We start from the raw sequence: 13,476 nt of genomic DNA, 5'->3' as shown, positions 1-13,476 counted from the left end.
CTTCAGTCGTCGCAGCAGACTGCTCCGACCGTGCGACGCGCATCTATAGTGAGGGGATTCTCCGCCGTCAGTTGCTTCCCGCACCGCTCGCAGGTTGCCTCTTCCATTATTCCTGTTCCAACGGCGTATCCATAGGATCTCGAGACTGTGGTCTCGCCGACCCGAAGCGTGAGGTCAAGATCGCCGCGCTCGTACGACACTACGGTTGCGGCCACCGGCTGCAGTCGAACAGTGAGCGCATGCCGTTCCCATATCTCCCGGCGTTTCTCGGGGAAATCAGTCTCGATCTGAGTCGTTAGGTCGTCGAACTCAGTACGGAGATCGTCCAGCTCTGCTTGGAGTTCCTTCCGCTTCCGGAGCGCCTCGACACGCTCCTCCTGTTCAGAGGCAGTATCGATGGTTTCGGTTGCTTCTTCGATTCGGCTCGTTAGATTGTCAATCTCGTCCGTCAACTCGTCACGCCGTTGGCGCACGTACTGTCGATACTCGTCGAGTTCGACTTCGGCCGTACGCGTCGCCCGCTCACGCGTTTTGCGTATCGTTGACGACAGATCGTTCTCAAGGGCAGTCTGTGCAACATTGAGCGCATCTGTTAACTCCTGTTGGTCGATGGCCCTCCCCTCGTCAAGTTCCAGTTGCTCGTCGTCGGTCAGCTCCAGATAGGTTTCTGCGAGCCGCGGACGCTCTTCGTGGTCGTTGAGGTCAATCGCCACGGCGTGAAGCTCTTCCCGCTGATATTCGCTGACGGTCTCGATCCCGACGTGGAAAAGCGCACAGACCGCCCGGCGGTCATAGTACGGAGTGAACGACTCCTCCACGATGCCGACTGGGCCTTCAGTCAGCCACGCTGGAACCCGAGTTTCCACTTGGTCGCCCGTGAGCGACAGTGAGCCGACGGGGGTTCGGTCGGCCGCCTCGTCGAGCATGCGCTCCAAAAATGGACTCTCGGGCGCGATGGCGAGTGCATCTTCGCCCACATTGTCCGGGTTGCCTGCGATTTCCAGCACCGCCCCGTCTAGCTCGAGGTCGGTGGGGGCATCCTCGGGGAGGTCGACCGTCCACCGGCGTCCCTCCTTCGTAATATCGGCCTCCAGCGATATGAGGTAGGCCTCGGCGAACCGTTCGACCGCCCGCTCTGTGACCGGGAGCGTGGCGTCAGTCATCGCTTGCCCCCAAGTCGAATCCCTCGAAGACACCGCTGTTAAAGTCCTCGACCTTGTCCGCGAGATCGCGCTGTTCCTGCAGATCCACCGCCATCGCGTCGAAGTCGTTCTCTAGTTCGACCTCGGAATCCGCCTCGACCAGTCGATCGAACACCTCGTCCTCGAAGTTACTGCCGGTTTCCTCCAGCCGGGTGAGAATCTCGCTCAACTCGCCGACGGACTGCTGGAAGAGGTCGATCTTGTGGTAGAGCCGCTCCAGTACGTACTCCTCGATGGTGTCCTCCAGCGCGACGTTGAACACGTAGACCTCGCGATCCTGCCCGATGCGGTGGATACGTCCGATACGTTGCTCGACTTTCATCGGATTCCATGGCAAGTCGTAATTGACCATCACGTTGCAGAACTGGAGGTTTCGTCCCTCGTTCATCGCGTCGGTCGAGACGAGTACACCGCCCTCTTTCTCGAACCGCTCGACGATTTCCTCCTTCTCGTCGCTGGAGTGGCCGCCGTGGAACGGATGTGTAGTGTAGCCCTTGTCGGCGAGCGTTTCTATCAACTCCTGCTGGGTGGCCCGGAACTGCGTGAAGACGATCACGCGGCCCTTGTCGACACGCTCTCGGGCTTCACGAGTGATCCGCTGGACACGTTCAAGCTTGGTTGGCGTCTTGACGGCATCGATCCGATCTAGTATCTGTTTGAGTGGGCCGACGTGTTCGGGTTGCACATCGTCGCCCTCGAGCTGTCGTTCGACATTCTGTTCGAGCGCCGCGGGGCTGCTGACGACTTCCTTCTGGAGGGTCATCAGGACGAGTTTCTGGCCCTGACTCTCGCGGTACGCCGTCCGGACGTAGTCGGTGACCGCCTCGTAGAGGTTACGCTCTGCCGACGACGGCGTGAAGGTGCGCGTGGTGACGTTACGCGGCGTGAAGTCGATGTCCGTCTCCTCACGACGGTTGCGGATCATCACCTCGCGGAGCCGGTTCTGGAGTTCGTTGCGGTTGACCAGTGTCTCCTGTGAGGAGTTGACGAAGTAGTTGTGGAACGCCTCACGCGTGCCGAACAGGCCCGGTCGGAGCAGCGAGATGATGTTGTAGAGGTCGGTGACGTCGTTCTGGATGGGAGTCGCGGTGAGGAAGAACGCGTAGTCGTAGGAGAGCTTGTCGAGGAGGGCGTAGCGGTCTGTGTCCTCGTTCTTAACGTAGTGGGCCTCGTCCAGCACGAGGACATCCCAGTCGCGAGTGAGGACGGTCGAACGATGGCGATCACTCTTGGCGGTATCGATACTGGCGATGATGTGGTCGTGGACGTCGAACCCGGCGAAGTCATCGTCGTAGTTACAGACGAAGTCAAGTCCGAACTTCTCCAGCATCTCGGCCTGCCACTGCTGGGCGAGTTGCGCCGGCGTGAGAATCAGCACCGCGTCGTCGGTACCGCGGTAGTGCATTTCCTTGAGAATCATGCCGACCTCGATGGTCTTGCCGAGGCCGACCTCGTCGGCGAGCAGTGCTTTTCCATCCATCTCGAAGAGAGCGCGGTGAGCGGCGTCTACCTGATGTTCAAGCAGCTTGACGTTCTCCTCGTCGAGGTGAGAGAGCGAACGAAGCTCCGAGTCCGGCTGGCCGGCCTGCAGTCGGTTGGCCTGTATGGTAAGGAGGTGATCCTCAAATAAGGACGCGTCTCCAGACTCAGCCACAAATTCGGTTCCTTCCTCGTGGTGGAAATCCACGTCCACGAGGTCATCTTTCGTCATCTGCCTCCATCATTTTCTCCGAGGTGTTTTTGTCTTTCCCTCTTTAGGAAATAGCGGCGAACGGGATCGCAGTATAACGAGTTAGTATGATTGCTCCAGCTTTTCGGCGACTCGTAACCTGTTGACTGCAACAGAATCCGTCGTATCAATAATCCTCTCAGCTCTCTCTCGTGCATCCTTGGGATGTTCCACGACTACCGGGATCTGTTCTTCGTCGAAAGTCTCGATGAACCACTTAGCAAGTTCTGATGCAGACATTTCGTCTGGTGATGGCCGTATTTGCTCATCCAAAATCTTGGAAATCGCCGCTCTGAGTGCGACGTTCTTGGTCGTCGGAGTCCCTCGCTTGTACTGCTCCGGGTTTCCGAGGAGCGAATCAGCGATCTCTGGAACGCTTAACGAGGGTTTTGAATCCCACCTCACTCTCGTCGTTTGGCTCCATCCATCGTGCTCCGTAAACGCGTGAAGCGTCGCCTGCGTATCAGTCGACGGCTCCGAGGGATGGCTTTCAAAGAACGAACAGAGCGAATCTCGAACTGCTACAGAATCATTTAATCCGGTGCTTTCGACAAGGCTGTCGGCCATCGGTTCTAGGGACAATCGATGACCTGCTGTATCGTTGATTGGTGCATATTTTGCTAACAGCTGGTAGTGACCATCGGTTGATACCGTGGAGACGAGTCTGTCTATATCTAGAATTTCTACTCCGAGATCGGAGGCAATTTCCTTCGCTTCGCTTGTGAACCTACTTGTGGTGACGATAAGAGCAAGATCGGCGTTCTCTTGTTCCCGTAGAGCAGAGTACTGTTGAACGTCCGGACTACTTACCGAATTCCCTTGGCCATACCGTTTGACTTGGATTACCTCTGTTCGGGGATAAGGGAACTCCCGAGTTGCCCATACGTCAACGCCTCTGTCCTTTCCCGGAGGAGTAACCTTGGTCTGATAGCCATACTGGGCCCAGATGGCAGCAACGAACTGCTCAAACTCATTTGGTGGAATTGACCGAAGCTTTTCCTTCAGAAACTCGGAGGCCATTTCTGTTTTGATTTGGAGATTGGCTGTAGTCAGTAGTCGCTCAACCGCGACTCCAGAATGTTCCGATAGGTGTCGTCTCCGGTTGCATCGGCGAGGCCTTCACACAGCTCGCGCAGGTCGTCAGTAATCTCCCACTTGCGGAGGTACTCGGAGACAGACTTGCCGTGTTCCCAGCGGTATCGAAGGAACTGTGCCATGTCGAGATTGGTGAGTTCCTCGTCGCTGTCTACGCGTGACTGGATGTAGGCGATGCGCTTCTCGTTGTTCCATATACCGAGTTTGAAGCCGTCGTCCATCCGGTAGAGGCGCATATCTTCCATACGTTCGGGGGTGGCGTTCGTCCCACGGCAGAGTTTATTAAGGTCGTTAAAGGATGCATCTGGGGTTTCCAGCAAATCAAGGAAGACGTCGATTTCCCCGATGTCACTCCCGTGTTGGATGACGCCGTAAATCTCATCCACGACCTCTTTGGCAGTCATCGTCTTGCCGGCGCGTTCGACCTTGCCGTGGTGCTTCGAATACTCGTGGAAACACCGGCCCATCTCCACGACACCAATGTCGCCGCGAGAGAGGTCGCGATTCTCTTCGAGGCGCTGCCGCGTCTTTTGGGCAGTTCGATAGATGTTACGCCGGAGGCTGTTCCACGAAATGGGCTGGCGCTCGGATGCCGGGCGAGCGATGATGACGATGTCGAACTCGACCGCTTCGCCTTCGATGAATTTGCTGACGTCGGCAGTAATCGGGTAGGTTGCCGTCACCTCGAATCCGGCCTCACACAGTGATTGGAGCAACTCTCCCCACGATTCCGAGTCACTGTGGTGGTAAGTGAACGCGAGTAGACCGTCCTGTTTCAGTGCCTGCTGAATGGACGAGAACGCCTCACCGAGTTCGTGCTCGAACTCCTCTTCGCCTTTATCGAGGAATGGATTTGCGACAATACTCTCATCGTGTGGTGTCCGTTCGTCCTCGAAGCACTCGTACTCGTCTTCAAGCAAGACCTTCTGCCAGACGTAGAAGAAGTCAGAGATCTCCGAGTAGATGATATTGTCGTAGTACGGCGGGTCAGTGATCACGGCGTCATACTCATCTTCGGCATCAATATCCCGCACATCTCCCTGTTCGACTGTCGTGTTTTGACCAATCGGCTGGGCGAACGGGGAAGTCTCAACCGTGTCGGGTTCATCTAGGTCGCGGTTGATGGGGTGTGATGGATAACCGTTGGTGTCCGGATACTCTATGTACCGTTCGGTTGGTCTATTCGCCCATTTTACTGCTCGAATCGTCTTTTCCCAAGTAGATTGGAATGTGCCAGTGCCATACTCTGCTCCCCAGATGTTTCCTTCTGATGGTTGAGTCGGGGGTGCGAAAGAATTTGTTTTGAATAGGTCATGTTTCTGGTTGTTTGTCTGACTATATCCAGACATCATAGAATTGTAACGTAACGCTCCGCAAAGGGTTATCAAGAAGAATTCTCGGATATTCTTGTCTGGAATGTTTTCTATTTCACTCATCAGTATAGACAGCACCAAAAGCTGTCTGTCTGAAAACATATCTTTCCAATTTTCATATCCGTGGTCGAATAGAGGGTTTCGGTCAGAGGTCATATGCCCCTCTGGTATCGACTCATCTGGGACATAGTCGTGGAGATTGGGACTATTCTCCCACCGAGACTCCGCCTCCTCATACAAGTTGATGTCTTCCTCACGTACCCCACGATAACCCTTTGTGTCGCTCTTATCGTAATCCCGACGGTCATCGCACGTTGAGCAGTAATACTCGATAGCGAAATATTTCAGATCATAACCGTCCTGCTCTTGGATGGCGTCGGTGATTCCGTACTTTTGTCCACACTCCTGACAAGTGTAGCTGCTGCCACTCACCGTTCCTTCCTGTGGCACCCACTCGTGACCGCACTCCGAACAGGTCGTATCGCTTCGCCAGTCGTCAGCGTAGACTACCGACTCGCAACCCGGACAAAAGACGCTATACTTGTCGTCGTTCTCGTATCGCCCTTTTCCGACCCGATAGTCGCCGAATAATGAGACTGCCTCCCCACAAGAGACACAGTCCAGTTGCTTCACCCAGAAGCTAGTCATTACGTCGGCGTCGTGTTCCTCTGGATGATTTGGACAGGGGGTTTTGTAGTACTGCTTCAGTTCGTCTGCAACGCTCGCTTCAATCTTGTCGTACGCTGCTTCCAACTTCTCTGGATCGGTCGAACCGGCGTCGATCTCTTTTTTCGTCACGAACCACGCCACCGGATTGAGATCTTGTCCGTGACATTCCGCTCCGAATCGCGACGCCTCAACAAGTGAAGTACCACCCCCCATGAATGGGTCGAGTATCTTCTTATCAGAAATCCGTACGTCTTTCGGATAGAGCTCCCACAACGCGTCCGGATCTTCGATCGATACGGATGAAATCAGTCGCTCAAGATCGTTTCTTTCTCCTTCGAACGACGACAGCTGCTGATCAGCACCGGGTTCGTAGACATTGATGCTGTCTGGATCGTCAAGGAGCGAATACAGGGAAATCGCCCTAAACGTGCTACCTAAGCGTCGGGCCCACCACTTGTGCATCGTATAAATAGGCCGGTACCACTGTCGCGCTCCGCCGTACCCCTCCTTTTCAGCGATGTCGTTGAGTTGCCGTATCGGAAATCCGTTCTCGATAGGAGCGGTCGTACGCTCGCTTTCCTCAGACTGCCCGATCTCTTGAGACATTGATTACCTCTAAACGTTCCACGGAAGGGTTGTATTATTTCTGGTCTAGTTCCGCTTCAGACCTAAATTGCTATGATCGTCCGAGAGGCGGTGTAACAGACGAGTATAGCGTTTTATAACTAAAGTCGAACTATGGATGGTAAATCACGAGACAGAGAACTCTCTATCGCGTTGTCGCCATTCAGGGACGATATTCTCTAACTCCTCAGATTGAATTTCTCCGGGGCGATTTCCGAACACCCACTCCACGTCGTCAAGGTTCAGGTACGGTTCCTCCAGCCGCATTCGGAGCAACTCCTGCAGCACGTCGGCCTTGAGCAAGACGATGTTGTCGATGTCGGTGTTTGTCCGTAGGTCGCGTAGCGTCGATTCCTCAGTATCGCGGAACGAACTCGAGACGATGGCGAAGTAGATGTGCCGCTTGCCCTGATCCCGGAGTCGACGCGTGTGGGTTTCGATGTACTCTCGGATCGTTCGGTCGTCGCGGCCGATCCGATACCCCTCCTCCCGCTTCTTCGCATCGTAGATGACTGCGTAGTCGTTCCGCACCGCCTCGGCGATTCCGTCGGGATTGCGGCCCGAGCCCTGTCCCAACACCTTGGTGTCGAACCCGAGCATCTCGAACAGAGTGCCGCACTTTCGCTCGAAGATGACCGGGAGCTCCGTATCGACCGGCGCGTACCGGTTCACGGCCTCGTCCGTGCCGGCCGCAACTTCGTCCAAGTCGGCGACGACCGGCGGGAGGTACGGCTTATCGACATCAATGAACGTCGCCGACTCTTCGGTTCCACCACCGGTCTCCTCCTCGTCGATCTCGGACTCGTCCCATTCCTCGTACCAGTAAATCGCGTTGGCTACGTCTCGATACTCAACAGAGTTGTCCAACCATGGATTGGCCTCCTCTCGCAGTTCGTCCAGCGTCTCAACGAAGCTCACGTATCGTGTTCCGTACGGCGCATCGGTGTCGAGTAGGCCCACATCGCCGAGGTATTGCTCCGACGTTGGATAGAAGATCGGACACTCAGTGGGGCGTTGAATGTGCCAGAAGTAGCTGAGGAAGAAGATCGTTGACTTCGGAAACGGGTCGGAATCTATGTCGTTGTTCTTCAACCGTTGCGTGTACTCAGCGAACGAATCTATCTTTTCCCCGGCCTCATCTACTGACTCGGGCGGTTGGATGGCCTCTCGGAGTCGGTCGCCGAAATCGGCCTCGTCTGGGGCGGCGTTGAACAGCTTGTTGAAGTGCATCTGCCCAATGAAGCCATCGAACCCCCAGAGTTGGTTTCGCTTGTTGAGGCCGTCGATTCGACTTTTGAACTCGACGACATCGACGTCACCACTTTGGAAATCGTCGATAAGCGGTTGAAGCTTCTCCTCGGCGACTTCGTCTCGCTTGCTATTGTGTTCTCTGTAGTACTCTTGGGCCTCTTCGCTGTCCGCGAACTCCTGAAAGACCTCCTCTGGAGCGACCATTATCATCTGTAGCGATACGTCGAGTTGCGTTAAATCTTGGTTACACGAAGTGGTCAGAGGCGTCGAAGTATGAGGTAGGCGCGAGTACTTGGTGGCTGCAAGAATCAGCTGTCCCACAAGAGAACTTACGACCGATTCGCAAGCGACACCACGTTTTCAAGCGAAGTCTCCTCCAAAATCAGTTCACGATACCCGTCATCGACCAGATCAGTCGGATTCGTAGTTGCCAACTCCGTCAGATAGTCCGTCACCTCGGCTACATCGTGCGCATCAAGACAGATACGACGATCGTCCCATGGGATTTCCGCAAGCTCGTCGTCAATCTCGGAATACTCCTCGTCTCGCTCCCATACATCTACCTGATCCATAAGATCTTCCCGGTTTTCAATCGCAATTTGCTCGATGTCCCGTGCGAGGTCGCGAAGCCGTCGGGTCAGGTCGTCGAACTGGATGTAGTTCGGCACTTCGTCGCGGTAGAACGAATGAAGCGTTGTCCCGGCTACGTTGTGGCCTGCGATCAGGTTTTGGCGAATCCGGGATGTATCCATCGAATCTAGTTGTCCCTCGAATTCCGAGTCCCGAAGGCGATCAATGTGGTTGAAGATTCCATCTGCGATCTCCTCTGCAAGACTCGGCTCTCGATTCAGGTACTCCGACACCACATGATCGGAGACGAACAACACGAAATCGTTGCTGTCGAGGTACTGCCGGCAGCGATGGTGGTGTGAGTCGTCCCGAAAGCAAAATCCGAGTACGACGCCGGTATCGAGGAACGACGCGTCCGACATCTATTCCTGTGCGAGGAGTTGCTCGATCTGCTCTTCGATGCTCTGTGAATATGCATCCGAGACCCGATCTAATTCCGTACTCCGTGATCGGCCGCGAAGGAGTTCTGTTCGCACGTTCTTGAGATGCGTCGTGAATTCAGCCTGTTCTTCAGCGGCGTCCTCTTCCCAGTCCATGAGTCGCTCGTCGGAGATGTTCTGGTTGTAGGCGAACCGCAGTACGACTTTACTAAGCGTCTGAATGAATTCATCGAGGAACTCGGCGATTCGACTGTATTCAACGGACTGATCCACCATGAGACGAACCGTATCGTCCCACCGAAGATAGAGCGTCTTCATATCCTCGTAACGCTCCTCGTCGTCCGGATACGCGGCCATCATCTCGTCAAGTTGCCGCCTGAGATACTCCTCATTCGACTCTCCACTAGTACCGTAGTTCGGCAGTCGCTCTTGTTTCCCGAGATCTATCGTACTCAGGAGCCACCGAAGTTCGCTATATTGTCGAATGAACTCGTTCTCGGCGTACTCCTCGTATTGGTGCTGTTTGATTTTCTCGACGTTCTGGCGACCGAACTTGCGTACCGTCCAGTCAACCGCATTGGGAATGAATTCGAGTCCCTCTTCGGAAACGTCAAAATCATCAACTTGTAGCTCCTTCGGGATATACTGCTGACCGTCCCAGCCGATGGCGAGCGGAGCGTTGTAAAATCGCTCGGAGAACTCGTGTTCACTTGCGAGTTCTCCGTACATATACCAATAGCGGGGAAGCCCAACCTCATACCCGTGGACATTAATGAGACGGCGGTCAGCAATACAACAGAGCTTCAGGAATTTTGACCGCGAAATCTGGTCATCACTCTGCTCTTTTAGTCGCTTTAGGAGGAGCCACCCCAAGAACTCTGGCTCACCAAACTCCGGTTCGTCTTGGGGCATTGTTCTCTTTAAGACTCCGGGTGAGAGGTTCTTAACTTTTCCCACTTATCAAGGAACGTGTAGGGATCAGCATATGCTTCCTATAGACCGGCAACACAAACGATAATCGAATCGACGGCAGACTCATAATTCCATTGGATGATGTAATCACGCAGGTAATGGGGAAATAGACGGCTTAGGAACCATCGTTGGAAATAATCGCTAACCAGTTTGACGTTGAGATCGGTCAAGGTATCTGAATAAGTGAGTGTCGGGTGAACTCAACTCTACGGTAAGCCTCTAAAGTCGGCAAGCTGGCGGCAGTTACCACAGTACTTAAGCAAGACACCACATACTGCTCAAAATAACAAATGGCTAGTGCGGATTCTCTCACAAGAACAATCGCAGATACGGTTACGATAAGCCAAGAGCTCCGTGAGGAAGGCGAAATCGACGGCCAAGTCAAACTCTACAACGTCGACGCAGAGGACGAATTCGAAGCCGACGCGTCCACGTTCTATGAGCGGACGCTGATGACGCAGGGGCTGCGCGAGGGTTTCGTCGACCTGCGTGACACCCTCCGCGGTGACGCCAACTACGGCACGCACATCCTCTACGGGCCTTACGGGAGTGGAAAGTCCCACCAGATGGTGGCGATGTATCACTGCTTCGCCGATCCCGAAGCGTCCGGTGAGTTCGGCGACCGTCATGTCGACGGCTTCAGCGATGCGTTGCCCGAAGCGGAGGATTCGGAAGCTGTCACCGTCTCCCTCCAACAGAGCCAGCCGGACTATCTCTGGGAGCCGTTCTTCGACGTTCTTGATTACGAACCGACAGAGAGCGACCTTGACCCCTACCCCGATATGGAGACGATCCGGGAGGCGGTCGACGGCCGGACAATCGCATACTTGATGGACGAACTAGAGGATTGGTTCGAGCCGTTGAGCGGCGATCGTAAGAAGCGCAATCGTGGCTTCCTGCAGGCCCTCCTCGAAACTGCCGACCTTGACGACAGCGATGTCTTCGCCATCGTCTCCGTCCTCCGTAAGGGTTCGGAGGTTCACAACATCCTTGACCGTGAAAACGCGTCTGAGGTCAACATGAGTAGCAAAGTGAGCAAGCAGGAGGTCATCCGCCACCGCCTCATCGACGACATCGACGAGAGTGCGGTGAACGAGATCGTCTCGGGATACGTAGATGCGTACGCGGACAACGACCACATCCCTGATTCTGACATCCCGACCGACCTCGCGCAAGAGATGCGCGACACCTACCCGTTCCACCCCGTCCTCCTGAACGCACTTGAGACCCGCTACTACGCCGACGAGGGCAACCAGAACACGCGGGGAATGATCTACCTCTTCTCGAAGATTCTCACGACGGCTGCCGACCCCGAGGCCGACCCGGACGACGAGGATGCGTCTCGCCTCATCGAGGAGACCGACCTCATCACGCACGGCGACATCGACGCTGTCCTCTTCGACGATGAGTTGACCCGAATCAACATCGACCGCCCGGGTGTCTGCATCGACGACATCCGCAACCGCGTCGACCCCGACGCGATCCCCTACGGCCGGCGCATTCTGAACACGATCCTCCTCTACAGTCTCAAGCCCGACGAGGGCGAGGGTGCCGGCAAGGCCGAGATCGTGATGGGTACTTACCAGACGGGTAACCTCGTCTCAGACATTGTACTCAACCTCGAACAGCTCTACGGCGTCGCGTGGTACCTCCACAAGCTCAACGGTAAGTACGCTATCCGCGACCGCCAGAACCCAAACGCGCTCATTCAGAACAAAGCCGAGGATGTCGACGAGAAGGTCGCGCTCAACCAAATCGCCGACACCGTCGAGCAGGTCTTCGGCTCCGACGCGTACCCCGTCGGATTCACCGAGGACGACCTCAAACAGGTGCCTGACAGTCGCGAGGTCAAAGTCGTCGTCAAGTCCGACGACTGGACGCAAGATGAGGTCGAAACCGTCATCAAGAACGCGGACGGCAGCCCCGGGCGCGAGTGGCGCAACACGCTCGTGTTCGTCCAGCCAGCCGGCGATAAAGCGATCGAGTCCGGCACGGGATTCATCGAGAAGGCTCGGTACATCGAGGGTGCTGAATGCGTCCTCGAAGATAACTCGCTGGACGACGAGATCCGCGCCTCAGTCAGACGCCAGCGCGAGGACGAGCAGCGGGAACTTCGCGACCGCGTCGAACTCGCCTACGGCGAGATTCTCGACGGTGACGACCTTCTCAACGAGTTCGAGTTAGCCGCCGAGATGGATCTGGACGTGTTTGTCCCCGGCGGCGAACCGCTCAACGCCGGCGAAATCGCGGACAGCGTCGCCGCGGAGGGACTCGATCTCCAGCAACACGTCTGGAGTATCGTCGACGATCTGCTTGACCGGCGGGGCGAAGCCAGCATCGAGGACGTCTACGAACAGTTCCTCCGCCAGCCCACCTACCCAATTCCGGGCAGTCCGGGCGATGTGCTGGATGCGGCCGTTGATGCCCTCGAAGACAAGCCGGTGATTACGCACGGCTCGAACGGCTTCTCGGAGTCGCTACAGGGTAGCTCCCTCGACACCGTAATCCTCCATGAGGACGACGTCCAGCGGTGGACAGCCGAAGACGTCGAGCAGGAACTCCGCCAGCGGTTCGGCAGCGGCACCAAAGCGGTCGACATCGGGAACTTCGAACTCGAACTTCTCGAAGACACCGAAGTTTGGTTGGAGGGTGACGGCCACGACACGGTAATGACGGCCGCCGCTCGCCTCGCGCAGGACGACCAGTATGTCCTCTATAGTGGCACCGAGATCGTGACGAAGGCCCAGTCCGATGCGACGATTCGTGACATCTCTGAGGCCGAGCGCATCGGCACCTCTGAGGTGCGTGAGCGTATCGGAGAGGCCTTGGAAGGCAGCGGCCGGGCGAACACTCACCGTATTCTCGAAGAGATTCGCCGCGACGAGACAGTCTACCTTCCCGATGACGAGACCGAACGAGCGTTCCGTGAGGCCGTGACGGACTTCCTCGTGGATGACTATGTCGTTGATGTCGACCGCGAATACGATGACTCGCTCGGCAACCGCGACCCGAAGGACGTCACGCTCGTTCCTGTGGTTTCTGACGATGTCGGCGATCAGATCCTCGACTATATCGAAGGGCTCGACGGTGGCGACGAGTTCACGGTCGGCAGCGTCGCCGAGCGATTTGACGCGTCGGTCTCGGAGGATGCCGTTCAGACGTTCCTGCTCCGACATCTCGGGCGCGAGGCAGAGCCCGAATACGTCATCGCTACGGACGGCTCGGGCGACCCGACGCGGTGGTCGCCCGGCTATCAGTTCCGGATACCGAGTGGTGGCTGGCGCTTCCAGTTCGATGGTGACGATGTCGCCGAGCTGCGCCGGGAGTGGCGCCAAGAGGAGGACTCGGGCGAGGTTACCTATGGCGAGGTCAGGTTCCAGCTGACTAACCGGATGGGGATACCCGGGCCGCTCCAAGGTTCCGCGAAAATCAAAGAAACCATGACGAAGCTGACGCTCGAATCCGGCGAGGACTTCACGAAGGTACGCGACCTCTTCGAGCGAATGCCCGACGAAGCAACGAATATCTCCGTTGAAATCAACTTCGAATAA

The 13,476-nt window shown here is 56.0% G+C and carries 8 protein-coding genes; 1 reads left to right on the top strand and 7 read right to left on the bottom strand.

What is annotated here, in order from left to right; translation table 11 throughout:
* Positions 1-2: 2 nt before the first annotated feature.
* The 7 genes from ACQUQF_RS17650 to ACQUQF_RS17620 form a co-directional block, all read right to left on the bottom strand.
* Positions 3-1,163 carry a hypothetical protein gene (locus ACQUQF_RS17650; RefSeq protein WP_435180443.1) on the bottom strand — a complete coding sequence of 387 codons (1,161 nt, stop codon included), beginning with the start codon at positions 1,161-1,163 and terminating at the stop codon, positions 3-5.
* Positions 1,156-2,913 carry a DEAD/DEAH box helicase gene (locus ACQUQF_RS17645; protein ID WP_435180442.1) on the bottom strand — a complete coding sequence of 586 codons (1,758 nt, stop codon included), beginning with the start codon at positions 2,911-2,913 and terminating at the stop codon, positions 1,156-1,158. The genes ACQUQF_RS17650 and ACQUQF_RS17645 overlap by 8 nt, the downstream gene beginning before the upstream one ends.
* A gap of 81 nt (positions 2,914-2,994) precedes the next feature.
* On the bottom strand, positions 2,995-3,951 hold the full coding sequence (locus ACQUQF_RS17640) for a restriction endonuclease (RefSeq protein ID WP_435180441.1): 957 nt from the start codon (positions 3,949-3,951) through the stop codon (positions 2,995-2,997).
* Between the two features lie 29 nt (positions 3,952-3,980).
* The gene (locus ACQUQF_RS17635) at positions 3,981-6,674 is read right to left on the bottom strand and encodes a DUF1156 domain-containing protein (RefSeq protein ID WP_435180439.1); all 2,694 of its coding nucleotides are present in this window, start codon (positions 6,672-6,674) and stop codon (positions 3,981-3,983) included.
* Positions 6,675-6,818: 144 nt separating this feature from the next.
* The gene (locus ACQUQF_RS17630; protein ID WP_435180438.1) at positions 6,819-8,147 is read right to left on the bottom strand and encodes a hypothetical protein; all 1,329 of its coding nucleotides are present in this window, start codon (positions 8,145-8,147) and stop codon (positions 6,819-6,821) included.
* Positions 8,148-8,272: 125 nt separating this feature from the next.
* A complete protein-coding gene (locus ACQUQF_RS17625; protein ID WP_435180436.1) occupies positions 8,273-8,935 on the bottom strand; it encodes a hypothetical protein in 663 nt (220 codons plus the stop codon).
* The gene (locus ACQUQF_RS17620; RefSeq protein WP_435180435.1) at positions 8,936-9,865 is read right to left on the bottom strand and encodes a hypothetical protein; all 930 of its coding nucleotides are present in this window, start codon (positions 9,863-9,865) and stop codon (positions 8,936-8,938) included.
* Positions 9,866-10,215: 350 nt separating this feature from the next.
* Between ACQUQF_RS17620 and ACQUQF_RS17615 the strand changes: the two genes are divergently transcribed.
* Positions 10,216-13,476 carry a DUF499 domain-containing protein gene (locus ACQUQF_RS17615; RefSeq protein ID WP_435180434.1) on the top strand — a complete coding sequence of 1,087 codons (3,261 nt, stop codon included), beginning with the start codon at positions 10,216-10,218 and terminating at the stop codon, positions 13,474-13,476.

The sequence above is a fragment of the Halorussus sp. AFM4 genome, from assembly GCF_051194995.1.
Lineage (GTDB): Archaea > Halobacteriota > Halobacteria > Halobacteriales > Haladaptataceae > Halorussus.
This window is presented reverse-complemented; position numbering and strand designations above follow the sequence as displayed.

Coding starts and splice junctions, on each gene's coding strand:
- ACQUQF_RS17615 (WP_435180434.1), top strand. CDS start 10,216: ATGGCTAGTGCGGATTCTCTCACAAGAACAATCGCAGATACGGTTACG.
- ACQUQF_RS17640 (WP_435180441.1), bottom strand. CDS start 3,951: ATGGCCTCCGAGTTTCTGAAGGAAAAGCTTCGGTCAATTCCACCAAAT.
- ACQUQF_RS17620 (WP_435180435.1), bottom strand. CDS start 9,865: ATGCCCCAAGACGAACCGGAGTTTGGTGAGCCAGAGTTCTTGGGGTGG.
- ACQUQF_RS17630 (WP_435180438.1), bottom strand. CDS start 8,147: ATGGTCGCTCCAGAGGAGGTCTTTCAGGAGTTCGCGGACAGCGAAGAG.
- ACQUQF_RS17625 (WP_435180436.1), bottom strand. CDS start 8,935: ATGTCGGACGCGTCGTTCCTCGATACCGGCGTCGTACTCGGATTTTGC.
- ACQUQF_RS17650 (WP_435180443.1), bottom strand. CDS start 1,163: ATGACTGACGCCACGCTCCCGGTCACAGAGCGGGCGGTCGAACGGTTC.
- ACQUQF_RS17645 (WP_435180442.1), bottom strand. CDS start 2,913: ATGACGAAAGATGACCTCGTGGACGTGGATTTCCACCACGAGGAAGGA.
- ACQUQF_RS17635 (WP_435180439.1), bottom strand. CDS start 6,674: ATGTCTCAAGAGATCGGGCAGTCTGAGGAAAGCGAGCGTACGACCGCT.